General features: G+C 38.1%; 18 protein-coding genes. 13 read left to right on the top strand and 5 right to left on the bottom strand.

Annotated elements, in window-relative coordinates:
• Position 1 precedes the first annotated feature (1 nt).
• The 13 genes from B0D95_RS15730 to B0D95_RS15670 all read left to right on the top strand — a co-directional run bounded on the left by B0D95_RS15730 (position 2) and on the right by B0D95_RS15670 (position 13,461).
• Entirely contained in the window at positions 2-1,051 is a 1,050-nt protein-coding gene (locus tag B0D95_RS15730; RefSeq protein ID WP_078044782.1) for a dehydrogenase, read from the top strand.
• The gene (gmhA, locus tag B0D95_RS15725) at positions 1,048-1,629 is read left to right on the top strand and encodes a D-sedoheptulose 7-phosphate isomerase (protein WP_149867930.1); all 582 of its coding nucleotides are present in this window, start codon (positions 1,048-1,050) and stop codon (positions 1,627-1,629) included. Before B0D95_RS15730 ends, gmhA begins: the two co-directional genes overlap by 4 nt.
• A gap of 4 nt (positions 1,630-1,633) precedes the next feature.
• A complete protein-coding gene (locus B0D95_RS15720) occupies positions 1,634-2,332 on the top strand; it encodes a nucleotidyltransferase family protein (RefSeq protein ID WP_168172466.1) in 699 nt (232 codons plus the stop codon).
• Between the two features lie 93 nt (positions 2,333-2,425).
• Positions 2,426-3,502 (top strand): acyltransferase, encoded by a 1,077-nt coding sequence (locus B0D95_RS15715; protein WP_078044780.1) that lies wholly within the window; start codon positions 2,426-2,428, stop codon positions 3,500-3,502.
• Positions 3,499-3,945, top strand: a complete 447-nt coding sequence (locus B0D95_RS15710) for a hypothetical protein (RefSeq protein WP_078044779.1) — start codon at positions 3,499-3,501, stop codon at positions 3,943-3,945. The genes B0D95_RS15715 and B0D95_RS15710 overlap by 4 nt, the downstream gene beginning before the upstream one ends.
• A 71-nt stretch (positions 3,946-4,016) precedes the next feature.
• Positions 4,017-5,885, top strand: a complete 1,869-nt coding sequence (locus B0D95_RS15705) for a phospholipid carrier-dependent glycosyltransferase (protein ID WP_078044778.1) — start codon at positions 4,017-4,019, stop codon at positions 5,883-5,885.
• Between the two features lie 442 nt (positions 5,886-6,327).
• Complete coding sequence (locus tag B0D95_RS15700) at positions 6,328-7,938, top strand: sugar phosphate nucleotidyltransferase (protein WP_078044777.1); 1,611 nt, start codon at positions 6,328-6,330, stop codon at positions 7,936-7,938.
• Between the two features lie 54 nt (positions 7,939-7,992).
• A complete protein-coding gene (locus B0D95_RS21140; RefSeq protein WP_078044776.1) occupies positions 7,993-8,385 on the top strand; it encodes a GtrA family protein in 393 nt (130 codons plus the stop codon).
• Between the two features lie 8 nt (positions 8,386-8,393).
• The gene (locus B0D95_RS15690; protein WP_078044775.1) at positions 8,394-9,110 is read left to right on the top strand and encodes a glycosyltransferase family 2 protein; all 717 of its coding nucleotides are present in this window, start codon (positions 8,394-8,396) and stop codon (positions 9,108-9,110) included.
• The gene (locus B0D95_RS15685) at positions 9,085-9,684 is read left to right on the top strand and encodes a phosphatidylinositol-specific phospholipase C/glycerophosphodiester phosphodiesterase family protein (RefSeq protein ID WP_078044774.1); all 600 of its coding nucleotides are present in this window, start codon (positions 9,085-9,087) and stop codon (positions 9,682-9,684) included. Before B0D95_RS15690 ends, B0D95_RS15685 begins: the two co-directional genes overlap by 26 nt.
• Entirely contained in the window at positions 9,681-11,690 is a 2,010-nt protein-coding gene (locus B0D95_RS15680; RefSeq protein ID WP_078044773.1) for a uridine kinase, read from the top strand. Before B0D95_RS15685 ends, B0D95_RS15680 begins: the two co-directional genes overlap by 4 nt.
• Positions 11,687-12,433 carry an HAD family hydrolase gene (locus B0D95_RS15675; protein ID WP_078044772.1) on the top strand — a complete coding sequence of 249 codons (747 nt, stop codon included), beginning with the start codon at positions 11,687-11,689 and terminating at the stop codon, positions 12,431-12,433. Before B0D95_RS15680 ends, B0D95_RS15675 begins: the two co-directional genes overlap by 4 nt.
• 2 nt (positions 12,434-12,435) lie before the next feature.
• Positions 12,436-13,461 carry a class II aldolase/adducin family protein gene (locus B0D95_RS15670; protein ID WP_078044771.1) on the top strand — a complete coding sequence of 342 codons (1,026 nt, stop codon included), beginning with the start codon at positions 12,436-12,438 and terminating at the stop codon, positions 13,459-13,461.
• A 134-nt stretch (positions 13,462-13,595) separates the two neighbouring features.
• Here B0D95_RS15670 and B0D95_RS15665 read toward each other — a convergent pair whose 3' ends face one another.
• The 5 genes from B0D95_RS15665 to B0D95_RS15645 all read right to left on the bottom strand — a co-directional run bounded on the left by B0D95_RS15665 (position 13,596) and on the right by B0D95_RS15645 (position 21,113).
• Entirely contained in the window at positions 13,596-14,630 is a 1,035-nt protein-coding gene (locus B0D95_RS15665; protein ID WP_078044770.1) for an IS481 family transposase, read from the bottom strand.
• Between the two features lie 80 nt (positions 14,631-14,710).
• Entirely contained in the window at positions 14,711-16,021 is a 1,311-nt protein-coding gene (locus B0D95_RS15660) for a sulfotransferase family 2 domain-containing protein (RefSeq protein ID WP_078044769.1), read from the bottom strand.
• A gap of 146 nt (positions 16,022-16,167) precedes the next feature.
• Positions 16,168-17,130 carry a glycosyltransferase family 2 protein gene (locus B0D95_RS15655; protein ID WP_078044768.1) on the bottom strand — a complete coding sequence of 321 codons (963 nt, stop codon included), beginning with the start codon at positions 17,128-17,130 and terminating at the stop codon, positions 16,168-16,170.
• A gap of 61 nt (positions 17,131-17,191) precedes the next feature.
• Positions 17,192-18,979, bottom strand: a complete 1,788-nt coding sequence (locus B0D95_RS15650) for a hypothetical protein (protein WP_078044767.1) — start codon at positions 18,977-18,979, stop codon at positions 17,192-17,194.
• Between the two features lie 169 nt (positions 18,980-19,148).
• On the bottom strand, positions 19,149-21,113 hold the full coding sequence (locus B0D95_RS15645; protein ID WP_078044766.1) for a nucleoside-diphosphate sugar epimerase/dehydratase: 1,965 nt from the start codon (positions 21,111-21,113) through the stop codon (positions 19,149-19,151).
• Positions 21,114-21,258: the final 145 nt, after the last annotated feature.

Genomic DNA, 21,258 nt, shown 5'->3' with positions numbered 1-21,258 from the left:
CATGTATTTAAATATTGCAAAGCTAAGTGGAAAAGTACGCGCCAGAGCACCTTTAAGGTTAGGGCTCGCGGGTGGTGGCACCGATGTCTCCCCCTATTCAGATGAATTTGGAGGATGTGTGTTAAATGCCACCATTGATAAATATGCTTATGCAACTCTATCACACTGTAAGGATGGCGTAGAGTTTATCGCGGCAGATATAGGTGCTGAATGGAAAGGTGAAGCCACTGCAAGCGTTCAAGCTACCTCTGGCCTCGGACTACATGCTGGCGTCTATAACAGAATAGTGTCGGATTTTTTGGATGGGCAACCTCTACCAATATCTTTAGTTACGCACAGCGAAGCACCTCCCGGCTCGGGTCTTGGCTCATCATCAACTATGGTTGTAGCCATGGTACAGGCCTTTGTTGAATATCTTGCACTTCCACTTGGCGAATATGACATAGCCAAACTTGCATACGAAATAGAACGCGTTGACCTGAAGCTGGCGGGAGGAAAACAGGATCAATACGCAGCCGCCTTTGGTGGTTTTAATTTTATGGAATTCTACAACGACCGTGTCATTGTTAACCCCTTGCGCGTCAAGGCTAATCATCTGGCTGAACTGGAGTCATCACTTGTACTGTTCTACACCGGAGTTTCACGTGAGTCCGCTAATATCATTAAAGAGCAGACAAACAACGTAGTTGATCGCAACAATGATGCACTTAACGCATTGCATGATGTAAAAGCAGAAGCACAGAAAATGAAAGAAGCAATTCTTCAAGGGAATTTTGAGAATTTAGCCCAATCGCTGCGCTCCTCCTGGGAAGCCAAAAAGAAGATGGCCAGTAGCATCAGCAATTCAAGCATAGAAACCATTTACAACGCTGCCATAAATGCTGGAGCAGTTGCCGGTAAAGTCTCTGGCGCTGGAGGTGGTGGATTTATGATGTTTTTAGTAGATCCAGCCAAACGTCCCAATGTGATACGTACCCTAGAAACTTTTAACGGCCAGGTTATGACAGCAGTTTTTGTTGAACATGGCGCACACTCTTGGAGAGTAATATGATTAATTTTATCGAAAATGAATTATCCAAATTAGCAACATTGATTGCAGACATCCAAGCAGACAAAGCACTCTTAAATCAAGTTGTGAGTTGTGCAGAAACCATTGTTGAAACACTGCGCAATGGAGGAAAGGTGCTGATCGCGGGTAATGGTGGATCAGCAGCAGATGCCCAGCATATCGCCGGGGAATTTGTCAGCCGCTTTCATTATGATCGCCCTGGCCTCGCGTCAATTGCATTAACAACCGATACCTCAATATTAACCGCCATTGGAAATGATTATGGCTATGAGCGTTTATTCTCGAGACAAGTCCAAGCACTAGGCAGAGAAGGTGATGTATTTATTGGGATATCCACTTCTGGCAATTCAGCTAACGTAATTGCAGCCTTTCAAGAAGCACAGCAACTCAAACTCAAAACCATCGGATTCACAGGATTAATGGGTGGCAAGATGGCCGACATGTGCGATATCACCTTGCGTATGCCATCGAAAGAAACGCCAAAAATTCAAGAAGGCCATATTGCCATTGGTCACATCATTTGCGGTTTAGTTGAAGCCGCTATGTTTCCGAGAAATTAATATCGTGTACGAAGCAATTATTCTTGCTGGAGGTTTTGGCACTCGCTTACGTGAAGCGGTGCCAGACTTGCCTAAACCTATGGCTCCAGTAGCAGGAAAACCCTTTCTTGCGTGGCAACTGGACTATTTAATACGCAGCGGCGTAACGCGGTTTATTTTATCCGTCGGCTACAAAGCACAGATGATCCGGGATTACTTTGGTTCGGAATATCAAGGTATGCCTATTGTTTACGCAGAAGAAACCGAACCATTGGGTACGGGTGGAGCGATAAAACTTGCATTGCAACAAGCAGTATCTGATCGCCTGTTTGTATTGAACGGGGACAGCTTGTGCCATGCCAATCTCAGCGATCTACGTGCGCGCAACCATGACAAGCCTGACGGTGTTGGGATTGTAGTAAAGCATGTCGAAAATGCAGGCCGCTATGGTGCCATTACATTTGAAGAGCACTCGGGTCTGGTAACCAGTTTTGGTGAGAAATCTACTTCTGCACCGGGTTTTATCAATGCAGGAATATATGATATTCCTGCGACACTTTTTAAGTGCATTAATGTACCGCCACCATTTGCGTTCGAAACAGCGGTAATACAAAAACTGGTTGCAACGAATTTATACGCCTGTAAATCGGGTGATTTTTTTATCGATATTGGAATACCTGAAGATTTCAATAGAGCTCAAACTGAAATACCGTTGCAATTTTAACTCGCCAAAAAATTATAGTGATTATAAAAACAGCGAGATAAATATTTTATATCGTTATTCTACGAAAAAAACTACCGAGTATTTAGGATCGCTATGCCTTCAATTGGATATTATGAAAACCGAAAACAAGACAACTTCCTTCTGTTGCGAATAATAGCAGCGTGCATGGTGATTTATGGGCACAGTTTTGCATTAACCCTGGATGCAGGCGTTAAAGATATTTTTTTACACTATAACTGGGGAAGATATAGCGGGGATTTAGCTGTATCTATGTTTTTTGTAATAAGTGGATTTATGGTATCGGGCAGCTTTTTAAAAAGGAATGACATTGTTGATTATATGACAGCAAGGTTATTGCGGATTGTTCCTGCACTTTTTGTGTTGCTGTTAGTATGTTCATTTATCATAGGTCCACTGGTGACCAACCTCAATACAAATGAATACTACAAACATAGTGACACCTATAAGTATGTAATAAAAAACTTGTCATTCTCATCAAATATGGCCTGGACACTGCCAGGGGTATTTGAAGACCACAAAATGACGTCTATGAATGGATCTCTATGGACGCTTTCTGCAGAAATGCGAATGTACGCTCTAGTTGCACTGCTTGGTATTTTCGGCATATTAAATTATAGAATTTTATGCACCTTATTGTTTATAGGATTTTTTATTGCAGCACAAACTAATCCGCAGCTGCTTCCCCTGCACAGCGGATGGGTGAAAGTCGCTGGCTATTTTTGCCTCGGAATCATAGCTCAGTTATATAAAGATAAAATTCAAATTAATTTAAAAATATTACTGGCTCTTATTTTCTTGACTTATATAAGCAGGTTAACCGATAGTTATTTTTATCTGCTCGCCATATCAGTAGCCTATTTTTGTTTCTGGTTTGCTTATCAAACGCCTCATCTGAATATTGAAAAATATGGAGACCCATCTTATGGGATTTACTTATGGGGATGGCCAATACAACAACTTATCGTTGCAATTTCCCCTGAAATGACACCATGGAAGAATTTCATTATTAGCTTGCTTTTAACCATACCAATTGGTTATTTATCCTGGAATTTAATAGAGAAACCTGCTCTTTCTTTCAAGCAAAAAATAAAACTTAGAAACAAAGATCAATCCGATAAATCACTCTCTAACGACAAAAGTAGATTATGAAAACACATTACATTTTTATTGCACTTTTGGGGCTGTTGTCATGTAGCCAAGAGGTTCCGACAAAAGACTCTAAAGCTGTAGACAATAGCAAGCTAAAATCCGATGCAAGGATGACGGAAACACCTTCCAAACGAGAGTTAACAGTTAACGAGGTAATTGATTGGGGGCCACAGTCAACTAAAGCAGGGGTGAACCCAAACATTCAAGCAGATCAAGGCATGGGGCTTTGGATGCGCCTATCCATGACAGAAAATTTGAATGAAGCAAAAGTTTTATTTGATGGCAAACCTGCATTAATTACGACAGTAGATGGTAGTTTAATAACAGCATCCATCGCCGCAGAGCAAATTTTGTCTCCTGGAGATAAAAGGGTAGTTATTCAGCTACAAAGCAATCAAGGTTCAATAGATGTAGGCATCTTTAGAGTTGAGGATAGCCAATAAATTATTTACGCTAATAACTTAATATATCATCAAACCTTACTTGAAACTCTCTTAAAATATTGAGCTACTGCATGAAAAAAAACAAACATCAACATATGGCTTGGTGGGTTGCGCGTCTAGTTATCATAACAGCTGTCATTATTCTATATGGGTGGACTGTATTTGAGCCATTCTCTGGAGATGCGCTTATGCATATGATGGATGATACTCAAATTCACTCCATACGGGATGCCATTAGAGTTTTCTATAGCACGAGCAATCCCGATTATCATGAACAATATAGATTGCTAGGTTTTCATCGTCCTGTATTCAATGAAATATACATTAGTTCAGTGAAGGCTATATTTGGTGTTAGCAGTTTTTGGTTGCGAATAACTTCAGTTATTATTTTCATTGGCACCGCAATGATGTTTATAAGCCTTGTTAAAAGGCTTGGTTTTTCTCCGCTTACAAGTATTGTTGCAACATCATGGTTAATGTTTTCACCTGCACTCTTTTTTGGTTTATATGAATACGGACTATCGTTTAGCGTTCTTCTCGTTTTTTTTGCAACCTCATCTCTTTTATTTATTAAAAATTATATCGATACGCTAGGATCAAAATATCAGTATTTTTGGGCATCTGCCGCTGCACTCTCTATATTTTTTACCGTATTTACAAAAGAAAGTGCGGTGGTGTGGCCAATCGTTTGCTTATTAATTGCTACCAATTTTATTATAAGCAACGACTCTCAAATACATCAAAAAACATTCTTCCCTGTTAAAGCTCAATTATTAGCGCTTCTAAAAATAAAATGGTTTGCATTACTTTTATTAAGCTTTATTGTCTTATATTTCTATACACGCTACTTAAAACTCGGTAGCTTAACTGCAATTGCTGGGGGCATAGAGCAGTCACCAACATTAAGCGATGGCTTATATAAACTAGTTGGGTACGGTTTACTTGCGCTGCAGATACCTAACAGCATAATACCTGATTATATGACTCAAGAATTAAGCACCCTCTCTTGGCAAGAAATCAGCTTGAGAGTCTGCTCATTATCTATTGCTGTTGCAACCATATTTATAACCATTTACCAAAAGCGCTATATCGGCATCATACTGGCAATTTGTTGCGTGCTTAGCTTTTTACCCATAATAAAAGTTACCAGAAATGCACCTTATTATGGCGACCTGATGGCCATTCCAGTGGCAATTTTGATTGGCTATGGATTTAATTTTATTAATGGTAAGCATTATCTATTTCGCATCACGTCGATAGCTAGTATTTTATGCCTTTTTATTTCTGCCAGTTTTTTTGCGTACAGATATGTATTCATCCCCAATTTTTGGCTAACAAACGCACAAGGATGGACTCGATCTGCACTAGAAGATCTTTCAAGCGCAAACGGTTTTACAGAAGCTAAATATATAGTCGCAACTAGTGGTATGTATGTGAATGGAATAAATTGGGTTCTTAGTCATACTCAATTTGGATCTTCATTTATCGCGAATTTAGCTGCACCTAAAGAAAAATTTCTACGTAATAGCTCATTATTAAAAGACTCCGCAGGTACGTTATTTATAGATTTTGCCCCTAATAATACCCCTCGTAATCTTGGTAATACTCCTTTTCCTGGATTCGGCAAACTTTATACCGCTTATTTCCCAAAAGGTTATGACCTACACGATATAGAAGGCACTGAGGAATCATATGATATCCGTAATATGTCTGTGGTTAGAATTGAATGTGCTATTGCTCCTACAGCCACGTTTGAAATTCTCTTTACATCAGATTTTGGTAATGATGTTCGCAGAAGTGTCGCCCCAGAAGCGAATTTAAAAATCATTCCAGAAAAATTTATTACAGAGTTTGTTGTTCCTGAAAATACACAAAATTTGATAATTCAGAAACACTCATGTAGCAATCTGCGAGTTACTGGTTATTCAACGTCAAAATAACCAGTATCAAATCAATGATTGCAGATAAAACTAATTAATACTAAATAGCTTTGAGTTGAGCTTTGCTAACAAAATAGAGAAATATAACAAATGAAGCGAAGCTATTCTCTTTTAGAAAAAGAATCTATCTGCTCGCCATGATTCAATTTTATATTTACATGGATATTGGATATTGGATATTGGATATTTTATGTTTTAAATATTTATTTATGTCAGTATTTTCTAATAGGTAATTTTTTCCTATGAAAATGCTGATATGTCGAAATTATTGCGATAACTTAGCAAAAGCTCCACAGCTAGAATTTTTGAAGAATTCAATTTCAGTAGCCGCAACTTCCAATTTCATTGTGGGTTCTGTTATGTGATCCAGAAAGAATCTGCTGATATTATTTCTTTCTACTTCAATATCATTATTTAAAATGAGTGAAAAGGTATATCAAGTATGCAAATTGTAATTCCAATGTCAGGCTTTGGTGAAAGATTTCGTCGAGCCGGTTACTCCGTTCCCAAACCACTTATTGAAATTGATGGCAAACCGATTATTGCTCATGTAATAGATATGTTTCCCGGAGAGCAAGATTTTTTATTTATTTGCAATCAGGATCATCTTGATGAGCCTAGTTATAAAATGGAATCAATTCTTAAGCACTACTGCCCTACTGGTCGTATCATAGGCATACCCTCACACAAACTTGGCCCTATTCATGCTGTTCGCCAAGTTTCGCATTTAATTGACCCTATCAAACCAGTTATTGTGAATTATTGTGATTTCACATGCTATTGGGATTGGAATCATTTTAAATCATTCGTGAAATCAACATCCTGCAAAGGATCCATTCCCGCATACAAAGGATTTCATCCTCATACGCTTGGTAGTACAAACTATGCTTATATGCGTGAAGAAAATGGTTGGGTTCTAGACATTCAGGAAAAGCAGCCTTATACCAATAATAGAATGGAAGAATATGCATCTAGTGGTACATATTATTTCGATTCCGGCAACACTATGAACACAGCCTTTCATGAAACAATGAACCAAGGATATCAAGTCGGTGGCGAATATTATGTGAGCTTAGCCTACAAACCTATGCTTGCTGCTGGAGAGAAAGTAACTGTATATCCACTCCAACACTTTATGCAATGGGGAACTCCTGCAGATGTAGAAGAGTACAATGGATGGTCTAATGCATTTAAAAAACTAGCCTCTACTCAAAAAGAGTCAATTGAACCCAATGGTACAATTATTATCCCAATGGCAGGCTTAGGTCAGCGTTTTGTTAATGAAGGTTATGAATTAACAAAACCATTAATTAGTGTATCAGGAATGCCAATGGTCATTCAGGCCGCATCTGATTTACCTTTGTCCAAGCAATATGTATTTGTCTTGCGAAAAGATATGTTGGGAGTTGATCAAATAATTGAAAAGTTGAAAGACACTTATCCGAATGCCGTTATAGAAACGATTGTATCCGTAACTGAAGGCCAAGCGTGCACAGCCTTAATTGGGTTAGAAGCTTTAGAAAAAAATGCTCCTCAAGTGTCAAAACCCATCACTATTGGCGCGTGTGACAATGGAACCATTTATGACAAAAGAGCGTTTAATTTATTAGCATCCAACCCTGAAGTCGATGTAATTGTCTGGGGCGTAAGACGAAATGCTAACGCGATTCGCCGCCCCACAATGTTCGGGTGGATAAAAGAACAAAATGGTACAATTAGTGAAATTTCAGTTAAAACTCCTCTCGCTAATCCTGTAAACGACCCTATCGTGTTGGGCACCTTCACATTCAGAAATGCTGATATTTTTCATCGCGTTGTAAAAAATCTAATTGATAGAGATGGGAGAGTTAATGGTGAGTTTTATCTTGACTCTTGTATTAACGATGCCATTGAGCTCGGATTCAATTGTCAATTATTCGAGGTAGAGCACTATCTTTCATGGGGTACTCCAAACGATTTAAGAACATTTGAGTATTGGCAATCATGTTTCCATAAATGGAGCTCTCACCCTTATCAACTAGATTTAGATAGAAATATCCCCCAGAATCCGTAGTTGTATTAAAGCAACGCTATAGGAAAACAATTCCTGATTTACCAAAGGCATAATATGATAAAGCGCGAGCTAATTACTTTTTTAGTTGTTGGCGTACTTACAGTCTTAATAGATTATATATCCTATATGACTTTGTATCATTTCAACATCTTAAACGTTGGATATGCAAAAGCTGGTGGATTTATATGTGGGACTGTTTTCGCCTATTTTGCTAATCGTATGTGGACTTTTGGGCATAGAAAAAGCACCAGAAGAAGCATACCAAAGTTTATACTTTTATATACAGTCACATTAGGAGCTAATGTGGCGATTAATTCGAGTTCATTAATTTTAATGAGTGGAATTGAATACTCAATATTAATTGCTTTTGTAATTGCCACTACGGTGTCATCTTGCTTGAATTTCATCGGAATGAAATTTTTTGTATTTAAGCATAACCCTTCTTAGGAAGAAATATGAAACTTTCTCTTGTTATCCCTTGTTATAATGAAGCTCAAAATATCCCTTTGCTTTTGGAGCGCTGCAAATCAATAACCCTGAACAATAACATCGAGGTAATTTTAGTTGACAATGGATCTACAGATGAAAGCTCAATAATTTTCGAACAATTATTGCCATCTTACCCCGGCTGCAGAGTAGTGCGAGTTGAAGTAAACCAAGGTTATGGTTTTGGAATTCTCGCAGGCCTGAACACTGCGACAGGAGATGTCTTAGGCTGGACTCATGCAGATATGCAAACAGATCCTCAAGACGCACTAGAAGGATTTAAATTCTTTCAAAAATATGGGACAAACATTTTTGTAAAAGGGCGTCGTTATGGACGTCCATTAGCAGACATTATATTTACTATAGGCATGAGTATATTTGAAACAATTTTACTAAAAAATAAATTGTGGGATATTAATGCACAGCCCACAATGTTTTCTAAGGCTTTTTTTAAATCGTGGAAAAATGCACCTACCGATTTTTCTTTGGATTTATACGCATATTACATGGCTCGACAATCCAGCCTTAATATATATAGATTTCCAGTGAAATTTGGAGAACGAGCTCATGGCGTTTCTCACTGGAATGTGAACTGGACGGCCAAGAAAAAATTTATTCTCCGCACTATCAAATTTAGCTTACAACTCAGGAAAAACCAAAGTGCAAATAATTCTACATCGACGTAATACAATCAATGAGCTCATTAGTACGCCCCAAAAATACGGTATTGAGGTAGATATACGAAGTTATGGCGAACACCTGGTTATTCATCATGATCCCTTTATTAAAGGCGAACTATTTGAAGACTGGATTAAAAACTATAATCACCAGACATTAATTTTAAATATCAAAGAAGAAGGGTTAGAATCCAATTTGATTCAAATTATGAATCACTATAAAATTAACGATTATTTTTTTCTCGATCAATCATTTCCATTTTTAATTAAATGGTCAAACTTGGGAGAACGTCGTTGTGCCGTGCGTATTTCTGAGTTTGAATCAATCGAAACCGCAATAAATTTGAGTGGAAAAGTTCAATGGACATGGATTGATTGCTTCACAAAATTTCCTCTAACAAAAGAGGATTTTTTAGCTCTAAAAAGAGCATCATTTAAAACCTGCCTAGTATCACCCGAGCTTCAAGGAAAAAATCCAGAGACCTCGATCCCAGAGCTGATTAATTTTTTAGACAAAAATGACATAATTGCAGATGCGGTTTGCACTAAACGACCCGATCTATGGGAAACTATTGCCAGATGAAAAAAATTCTATTTAATCCTTTATTTTTAATAGGGTTTTTTTTGCGACTAGGAATGATTTTATTTATCTCTCCGACACCTGTAACGGAATGGTACGTACCATTTCTTGATGCTAGTACAAATTTATTTACGTTAGACCCTTGGAATAGCTGGATAAATCACCATGGAGACCCTGCCGCATTTCCTTATGGCTATGCAATGTGGATTATTTTACTACCACTAGCTTTGCTAGCTAAAACCATAGAACTTCCCTTAATTTGGGCATATGGTGCAACAATTCTATTAGCAGATTTTATTTTATTAATTTTGCTAAAAAAAATGATTCCCAACAAGAATAATTTGTTACTACTGTTATATTGGTTTTCGCCCATTGTAGTTATTGCAAGCTATTGGCTAGGGTTCAATGATCTTATTCCTGTGGTCATTTTGACATCATCTCTATACTTTCTTAATCATTCAAGACCAGTAATTTCAGGTTTTCTGCTTATATTGGCCATTTCAGCAAAATTGAGCATGGTAATCGCTGTTCCATTCATTGCTATTTATTTTTTGCACAATCGAGCAATGCAGCAATTTTTAATTCCATTTTTACAAGGCGCTAGCATTAGCTTTTTTATATTTATAGTCCCATTCCTTTTCTCAAGAGAAGGAATGGGTATGTTATTCAATAACCAAGAAATAACTAAGGTTTTCTTAATGGGTTTTGAACTCAACACCCAGCTCTCTGTATATTTAGTTCCAACAATATATATATTGACAATTTATGCAACATGGAGAACCAAAAGATTAAATTACGAGCTGTTCAATGCGATGCTTGGCATCGCGTTTTTACTTGTAATATTACTAACACCTGCATCTCCAGGGTGGTTTATTTGGGCAATTCCGCTATTGGTTAGATATCAAACGACCAGCAATCAAAGCTCTATTATCTTAGTTTCGACAATTTCAATTTTATATTCAATTAGCACTTTATTTTTTATAGGAAAATTTCCAGATCTATTCGGAAAAAATTTCCCCTCTATTATTCATACAGCAATGGTTTCAATAGGCATAATTCTCACATTCCGGATTTGGCATGAAAATGTCAATCGAAATGATTATTTCCGCCTCAGCAGGAAGCCATTTGTCATAGGTATTGCAGGTGATTCAGGGTCAGGGAAAGACACATTTTCTGACGCAATAAAAGGGCTTTTTGGGGCCCATTCTGTGACAACCTTATCGGGAGATGATTATCACTTATGGGATCGTCAAAAACCAATGTGGCAAGTAATGACGCACCTCAATCCAAAAGCAAATGATTTAGAAAGTTTTGCAAGCGACTTAATTTCATTAACTGATGGCAAGCCTATTCATTCCAGGCATTATGATCATAACACCGGAAGAATGAGCAGGCCTTTCAAAATAAAAAGTAATGATTTCATCTTAGCTAGTGGTTTGCACGCACTTTATATGCCAATACTAAGAGAGTGTTATAATCTAAGTATCTATCTTGACATAGATGAAAAACTAAGACGACATTTTAAGTTGGTTAGGGATGTAAATATTAGAGGGCATCGCTTAGAAAAAGTATTAGAGTCTTTTGAACGAAGGGAACCTGATGCATGCCTATTTATTAGGCCTCAAGAAAAGCATGCCGACTTGGTGTTTTCTATTCAACCAATACATCCGCACATGCTTCAATCGATCGACACAAGCAACGTCTCTTTGCGATTTAAACTAGGAGTAAAGTCTCGTCACGGTTTAAATGAGACCTCCCTCAATAGAATTTTGGTTGGGATATGTTGTTTGCATGTAGACATGACAGTCAGAAATGACTTGGGCGAGATTGAATTAACTATTGAAGGGGATATTCAATCACAAGACATAAGCCTTGCAGCAAAAATGATGTGCCCCCAAGTAATAGACTTTTTGGATATCGAGCCTAAATGGGCTGATGGCATTCTCGGCATTATGCAACTTATTACTCTTTCACATATTAATCAGGCATTAACAAAAAGGTTTATATGATAAAATTTATAAATCAGAGCAAATTTACAAAAATTCCAGATGCTATTTTTTTTGATATTGACAACACGCTATATTCATATGAACCATCTCATGCTGCTGCATTAAATGCAGTCAAGGATAAAGTTGTTTCCACCTTTTCAATTTCACCTGAAAACTTTGATAAGGCGTTTAAAAGCGCACGAAAAGAAGTTAAAGAACGATTGAAATTAACAGCCTCATCGCATAGTCGGCTTTTATATTTTCAACGCATGCTAGAAATTATGGGATTAGGGTCTCAAGTACTCGTTGCCCTAGATTTAGAACAAACTTATTGGAGAACCTTTTTAAGTAAATCAGTTTTATTCGATAATGTAAAAGAGCTACTTGATGATGTGAGATTATTAGGTATTCCGATGGCAGTAATTACTGATTTGACAACTCAAATTCAATTCAGAAAAATAATATATTTCGGACTCGATAATTATTTTGATTTTATAGTTACTAGCGAAGAGGCTGGCTTTGACAAGCCCAACCCTGCCCCATTCGAAATGGCGATGAAAAAAATTAGCCCTAAAGGAAAATGCATTTGGATGATTGGGGATAATGCTGTAAACGATATTTATGGAGCCAAATTAGCTATTGAGGCAATAACCTTACAAAAAGTGAACTCCAGTTCTGACATAGGTAGTGAAGAAAATACACCAGATCTTGCCTTCTCAGAGTTTAATGAAATCAGAAAACTAATTGCAGTATTGGGACATTAATTATGAAAAATCCTGAATCATCATTAAAAGCTGAAATTAGCCAGCTTTGCTCAACATTGGGAGAAGATAGCCTATTAGTGCAAGCTGCCGGAGGCAATGTTTCTTGGAAACAAGATGATAAAACGCTATGGATTAAAGCATCTGGCACACGACTGGCCGAAGCAAATATCAAAGATATTTTTATTCCTGTGGATTTAACTCACACTCTTGATCATATACATAATAATGAATTTAATTTTACTCCCAGAGTTTTAAACGACTCACAACTTCGACCTTCCATAGAAACTTTGCTTCACGCATTAATGCCTCAGCGCATTGTTGTGCACATTCATGCAGTCGAAATTCTCGCCTATCTTGTTCGCAGTGATTGTGACATTTTATTAAAAAAAATTCTTGGCGAAAAATTTGAATGGGTTACGGTAAACTATTTTAAACCTGGCGCTGAATTGGCCTCAGCGGCATGGGATGCGATACAAAATAATTCAAAATGCAATATCGTACTTATGAAAAATCATGGCGTTGTTTTTGCGGCAGAAAGTACGGAAGAAGTGCTTGACTTAATAGAAAAGGTGATTAGATGCTTTAAGGAATATGCGCCACCAACTGCTGCAGTCTCGAATTTTCCTGAAAACGAAGTGCAGAAAAAATTGGGAATGTATAATCTTGTTGAAGATAAAAATATAAATCTACTTGCAACATCACCAAAATATTTTAATAGATTAAATTCACACTGGTCATTATATCCTGATCACGTGGTATTTCTTGGAAACAAAGCCAACATCTTTGCATCATGGGACGAATTTTCCAACGTAATAAATGCAGAACAGCCTGAACTTATCTTTATTTTAAGCAAAGGCGTGTATGCATTAGATTCTTTTAATCAGGCAAAAAAGGAGCAGTTGCTTTGTTATTTTAATGTAATAAGTCGAATACCTGATGATTCCGAATTGCGCATACTCAGCAATAACGAAATAGCAGCATTGCTTAATTGGGATGCCGAGCAGTATCGAAAGAATATCGCGTCGTAATTCGCAAGAAGAAACTAGCCTAAGAGCACTAGCTCAAACCTGAGCTGACAGTACCGGTTTTGACGATTGTTTGTGTACTAGCTCAGACCTGATCTGACAGTTACCGGTTTTTACGGGTGCCTGTCAGTTTAGATTTAAGCTAAATTCTTCTCCGCCCAAACCTTCTTTCCATCCAGCAATGTTTCCAGTGGTGTTCGACCACAGCAAACTTTGCCCTGATGAGTTCGATCATTGTTGTAGTATTTCATCCATTCGTCCAGATCCTTTTGCAATTCTTCCAGCGTTGCATAAAGTTTTTTGCGGAACGTCACCTGATAAAACTCTTGCAGTATCGTTTTATGGAATCGCTCACAGATGCCATTCGTTTGCGGCGACTGCGCTTTTGTTTTCGTGTGATCAATATCATTGATGGCGAGATACAGCTGATAATCGTGTTGATCCATTCGACCGCAATATTCCGTACCGCGATCCGTGAGAATTCTCAGCATAGGTAGCTGCTGCTGAGCGAAGAATGGCAGCACTTTGTCATTGAGTAGATCAGCTGATGTGATCAGTGTTTTGCTCGTATAGAGCTTGGCAAATGCCACTTTGCTGTAGGTGTCTACAAACGTTTGCTGATATATCCGGCCTACGCCTTTGAGGCTTCCTACATAAAACGTATCTTGCGAGCCAAGATAGCCAGGATGATGTGTTTCAATTTCACCGGAGGCTTCATCATCGATTTTCTTGCGTTCTAGCGCGGCAATCTGGTTATCCGTTAGTAGAATACCTTCTTTGGCAACCTTCTCTTCCAACGCCTGCAATCGCTTTTTAAAACTCTCGACACCATGCCTCAACCAAATTGAGCGCACGCCACTGCCAGATACGAAAATACCCGTTTTACGCAATTCATTGCTGGTTCGATGCTGACCATGCGCAGGTTGTTCAACGGCATAATCAAGAACAGCTTTCTCAATGGCAGGATCGATACGGTTTTTAAGATTGGGAGTGCGCTTACTGCGGCTTATCAGTGCATCAACACCACCTTCTTGCGCCAACTCTTGATAGCGATAGAAAGTGTCGCGAGAGAAACCCATTACCTTGCAGGCTTTTGATACATTTCCAAGCTCTTCCGCCAAATTCAGCAGGCCAGCTTTGTGTTTTATGATGGGATTGTTAGTATGTAGCATGAGAGTTACCTTTGTGGTTTTGTTTTAGGATTCGACACCCATATTCAAAACCGGTAACTCTCTTCTTTCAAGCTGAAGTGTCAGATCAGGTCGCGACTAGTACACTTTATACCAAATGCTAATACAGACTCTTGTGTTGCAATCACCTTAAAACATCCATTTAAACCAATTCCGAAGTCGACATCTATACTATACAAACCGGAAATCATCGCCGGCAAGATAATGCTAACGTCATACGTTTCACACAATTCTTTATCAACTCCTGATAAGGTGTTCTCTAAGGCAACTTTAGTTATATTGAAGATTTTTTTACCTCTATGGTCTTTAATTATAATCCTTATAGCTGGACAACTTACTCTCATTGGCCATCTAGTTTTACATTCAAAAAACAGCTCTTGACCTGGCACAAACACCACTGCTGGTTCACCAACATCTGCCATTCTTACTGCTTCCAGTACAGGTTTATTATTTTGCGCTTTACTAATTTTTTTCAATCTAACCCATTTTGATTCAAATCTTACACTCCCGGCAGGTTCCTTCATTTTATTATTTTTAATAAAATCCAAACTATGGATTGATCTCACTCTTTTATCATTATCATCTATTTTAATTCTATTATTTTTACAGTAATTAAAATAAACAGTTTTGTTTTTTTCAACAACCCATTTACTTAACAAGTGCTTATACACCATTGTATAAAGTCGGTAGTCAATATCATTTTTTATTATTAATTTTTTATAAATTTCGCCCCCCATTTCTTCTAATATTTTTTGGCAGTTGGCCATTATATCTCGATTATTACAAGTTACATTCTCATTAAATAAAGGTAACGATTTCTCTGGATAATATCTCTTCATTTCATTTTCAATAAGCGCCATTGAAAAATTGCTATCTTCAACTAATCCAACAAGAGTATGATCTTTAAGATATTCCTGAAACTCATTTAAGTTATAAGTAGAGCTTAACGAACAAAAATCTGCATGAACATTTGAAACAATTACATCAAACCCCACCTCAATGATTGTATTAAAAAAAATAGACATAGAAGAAATTTTTGCCAAAGCAGAATAAACAGTTGGCCTTCTTTCTTTTCTCTCAAATCTATACACCGAACTTAATCGAGCCATTGGATCTCTAAAGAAAATTATAGGAATAATTTTTCTATTTCCTATAAAAATCGGAAGAGGTAATTTAATACGATGACTTGAAATAAAAACTAACTGTGGATTATTAACCAATGCTTCTTCTATGTCAGCGTAAGATAAATACTCATCAGGATCAGCAGGCTCTAATTCAATAGCATCTTCTTGAAATGCATGACGAAAGGCCTCTATTAAGCTTGTACCTGCATTTTTAAAAATATGACAATGTATAAATAATGGCTTATTCATTTTTATCCTCTTAAATTATCTAGAAAATTTTAAAAAATCGCATCAAACTAGATGTTTAAAAAGCGTTATCAGAGGTTACTTTAGTTGAAGCCAAGATTACTTATCTTAAAAAGAAGTATATTGTAAATATTCAAAGTACTGCGGAGTTATGATTTTTTATGGATTCTACGCCTTGGAACGTTTTCAATGTCATAAGCCAGAAAGGATAGAATTAATTGTACGCCAATCACTATCGGCAGGACAGCCAACATCACCGTTCCCGTTGGAGTTACAATTCCTTCTTGCGCAGAGTTAACCCAATGAAATAACCCATAGCACGTACCAAATAACAATAATAATAAACCCAGCACCAGCTCAATAGATGCAAGCGACATATCGCGCAGAAAATAATTATAGAAAATTCGCTTATATGTGTTTTTAATGTTTTTTAAAAAAAAATCACCAATAATTTTTGTTATTTTTAGCTGACTTTCTTCATCATCGTAATGTGCATCCATTGGAATATCAACTACCTTAGCCCTGAGGGTATTTAGCCTGAATAACATATCTGACTCAAAAAAATAACGTTCACTTATCTTTGAAAAAGGCATTTTTTTAAGTACGTCTGTATGAATTGCAGTGTAACCATTAGTGGGATCAAATATATCCCAGTAGCCAGAAGATAACTTATTCATAAGAGATAATACCGCATTACCAAATAAACGAATTTTCGGCATTTGGTGTATTTCCTCCAAATTATAAAATCGATTACCTTTGGTATAATCTGCCTCGCCACAAACAATAGGCTCAATGAAATCGGGAATTAATGCCGGATTCATTTGACCATCGCCATCAACTTTTACTGCGATATACATATTATCCTTTATAGCTTCGCGATAACCAGTCATCACCGCACCACCAACGCCTTTATTCTTTTCGTTAAATAATACTTTTACACGCGGATCTTTATTCTTTTCTAAAATATAAGCACCGGAATTTTCAGGGCAACAATCATCAACCGCATAAATACAAGTCACCAACTCCGGCATAGCATCGATAACTTTCATCACATGGCGGGTTACCTTATAGCAGGGAATTATGACGGCTATAGTTTTTTTATTATCGATCATCTCGAGTCCTTTATTATTTTTCAGGATTTATAGGTAATTTAAAAAATTCAGCGATAATTTTTTATTTTTCCTTCAGAACGAATAGAGCACCCTGTTTGTTCTGAAAAATGAGGTTGAATTCATTTTTATAATTTTCAGCATTAAATAGAGGATAACGAACATAAGAAATTGCAATCATTCTACTCTCAAATTTATTCATTATGCCTTCCATTTCACTCTCGCCTAATGGAATACAACCATCATCGTTGCAAGTTATCATTTGTGTATATCGTCCTACCCCAAACCAATCTCCAATAGCTGTTCCGGTAAAGAAATATGCTGCATTTTCAAAACCCAATTGCACTAATCGATTCCCATATAATGGGGTCATCTCACTAGCTCTCAAAAATAATGAATATCCATGTGTGTTAAGTAGATGATTGTCCCAATTTTTAATATTGCGCTTAACCTCTTTCACACCGACTGAGAGACACAGGAGTAATATAAGCATGTGCGAAACTACTAATCCTTTTTTACCAATCTTAAAAAAAGAAAGTTTTCTGCGGAAATAAACTACTGGCTTGTAGAGCGTATAAAATGAAAGAAAAGTGCCCAATACAACAATAGGGGCAAGATAACGATCTACTTGAGAAACAAAAAACCAGAAAATGAAATACGCAATAAATATGCCCTGCATTACCCTAATAGCAACGGGTATATTCTTATAAAAAAATCCGATAATAGCCAATATCCAAATAACCACTCCGGCCTGTTTTAGTGCCAACAATAAATTCAATGGTTCACTTAAAGCACCATGGGTCTTTTGCTCGGAAATTTGGGAAAATAAATCATGCTCATTCCAAAGATAGTAACCAAAGTATTTAGCTGCGACAGGATGAAATGGATCGCCTGATATCAAATAGCTACGTAGATACCACCAGACGCCACTAATTAATACCACTCCTCCAAAAAGCAAGCTATATCTCAAGTTTCTTGTCATTAATAGAATAAAAACAAAAATACAAAAGGCGAATATACCACCAAACAACTTAGTACCTGCAGCACCTCCTGCAAAAAATCCTGCCAGCAATAGCACTTTCAAACTATAGGATTTATTTGTTTTGTATGACTCAAACCAAATAGCAAGAGCAACAATTGCAGCCCAACAGAACATAGCCAAACCAGTATCGACATAGGCATAACCAAAACCTGCTTTGAATGCACCAATAAACTTCACCAAAAATACCGCAATAAATACACCAAGAATCTTCATGCCCATCAGCCAATTGCATATACCTATCAGGCCTATGCCAATTACAAACCATGGCAAAGTAGCGAATATTTGCGCTGTCAATGTATCGCCTAACATTAATCCCAATACAATCAACATATTTGTATTTTGAGGAAATAGAGGAAAGCGCACATATTCGTTAAGAACGATAGCTTCTTGTTCGAGATAAAAGCGAGCTAGGGGCAAATGAAACGAAGTATCATCCCAATATCCTGGGGCATGCCATGCGAATGCGGCTGTCAATCCAAAAAGTAATGAAGAGGAAGTTATTGCAAAAACTGAACACTTAGGCAACTGACAAAGTGTTTTTTTCATACAATACAAGGCCACGCCAAGTGCCAAACCTGCCACTATGCTTACACAGAGCGGGTTCAAATACCCTACCGATCCCAACAGCATAAGCAACAGGATATTTATCAAGATGCCACTTACTAAAGCAAAAAAAGTATAAAGCCAATTATTATCCTTCATATGTGATATTAAAAGACCAGCGAACACAAATATCGCACACCCTATAATCAGAGAATGAAGCAGGAAACCAATACTAATTGCAGAGCTAGTTAAGAGATTAAAGACCATTTAATGATCGCCATGAAATAAGCTTTAGTAAGAATTAAGGTAAAATAAAAAAACAAAAAGAGCCCCGAAAGGCTCCAAAACTCAAAGTAGTGCAACAGATAATGCAACCAGCAGAATTCTATTTGTTTAGCATGACCATGTAATATGGTGGAAAGTAACAAAAAATAACTTATCCTCCGTTGACTCTAGTGTCATTTTTTTCTGTCAGCCCAGGAATAAGTAAAAGCTTTGCGTTTTCTTTGCGGGTTTTATGCATGAGGTCGCTGATCTCATAGAGGGGATCGAAATCAGCATCCGAATCTACTATCAAACTAAATAATTCCTGGTAGCGATAGGTTTCACAAAAGCCTTTTGCCTGAATTAATAATTTTTCCAGTTCCGCAGGAGCCATTTTCTTTTCTTTGGCGCGCATGATGCGCGGGTGAACAGTGCCCTCACAATTTTCACCGCAAAGTAGCTCTTCGTATAATTTTTCACCCGCACGTAACCCAGTGAATTGGATTTCAATATCACCATTCGGGTTGTTGTCATCTTTGATACTGTAGCCCGACAGCAGCGCCATCTCGCGCGCCAAATCCAGGATTCTTACTGGCTCCCCCATGTCCAGTACAAATACATCACCGCCTTGAGCAATAGAGGCAGACTGAATGACCAGCTGCGCCGCTTCGCTGATGGTCATGAAGTAGCGCACAATATCTTTATGGGTGACGGTGATGGGACCACCGTTGTTAATTTGTTCACGGAAACGGGGTACGACTGAACCGGATGAGTCCAATACATTGCCAAAGCGCACCATACTGAAAATAGTTTTTGATGGACGGGAAGCAAGATCTTGTAGCACCAATTCGGCGAGGCGTTTGGAGGCTCCCATGATGTTGGTAGGACGCACCGCTTTATCGGTAGAGATCAACACAAAGTTTTTCACATTGTTGCGCAATGCGGCTTCCGCGGCATTCTTGGTGCCAAACAAATTATTTTTTACGCCTTCAATAATGTTTTGTTCAACCATGGGTACATGCTTGTAGGCAGCCGCATGATAGACACAGTGCACCTCAAATTGGCGCATGACCAGATCCAATAAGGGGAAGTTTTGCACTGAACCCAGCAGCGAAACCAATTCAACTGAAGGCATGCTACCTGCTTGCAAAACATTCAGTTCTTTTTCTATGCGATACAAGTTGTATTCGTTTTGCTCAAAAAGAATAATTTTTTGCGGTTTTAACTGAATAAGCTGACGGCAAAGTTCGGCACCAATCGACCCGCCCGCACCGGTAACCATTACGATCTTGCCGGTTGTATTTTTACTCATCAGTAGTGTATCTGGCTCTACTGGATCTCGCCCGAGCAAGTCTTCAATTTGAATATTGCGCAACTCGTCAACACGGGCAGTGCCTTTGACTATATCTGTTACCGGCGGGATGGTCTGTACTTGTACCAGCAGGGGCTCAAGGTAGCGAATGATGCGGACACGCTCTTGCCTGCTGATGTTACCCAAGGCTAATAAAATACGCGTGACAGAATGCTGTTCTATTAGCGCCGCTAATTTGTGCGGATGATATACAGATAAACCACTCAGCACGCTGCCATGCAAGCGTTTTTCGTCATCCACAAAAGCAACAGGATTGAACTCGCCGCTCAATCGCAGTTGGTTGGCGAGATTATTACCGGTTTCACCTGCACCATAGATAACAACATTAACATTGCCCCTGGGCGTAACCATTCTGACCACATTGCGAAAAATCAGTCGCGGCAAACCAATCAGGATCAAGGTGGTGAAGACATAGATGATCGGCACCGAGCGCGGCAAAAATGCCTGGAAAAAGAATGCACTGAGAGTCATCGCCAAACTGGAGATCAGAATGCCGGTGAATATGGTAATCATGGCATGCTGGGTCATATAACGCAGAATTGCGCGGTAAAGCCCCATGCGAATGAATGTGAAGATGGAGATAATTAGCGTAAGAGCAAGGCACGTTAACAATGGGCGATCAATATCTATCCCCATAGTTCCCAAGCGTAAGGAATAAGCCAAATAGAATGAAATGACAATCGCGAGCGCATCGTAACCGATCGAAATCAAACGTTTGACAGGTCGCGGTGCGCTGAGAAATTTGAGGATCAGGGATGTTTTCATTAGTTCCTTCAGGCCTAAATAAATCCGAGGTTGGATATTATCAAGAGCGTGATGGCATTGACAGTTTGGCGCAGTAACAATTTGTTAACAATAATTCCAAATTGCCGCCAAATAGTTCTATTCAGCTAGTGATAAGCTATTCTGC

It is taken from the genome of Cellvibrio sp. PSBB023 (genome assembly GCF_002007605.1).
GTDB lineage: Bacteria > Pseudomonadota > Gammaproteobacteria > Pseudomonadales > Cellvibrionaceae > Cellvibrio.
Note: the sequence above shows the minus strand (reverse complement) of the source record. Positions and strands in the feature narration are given on the sequence as shown.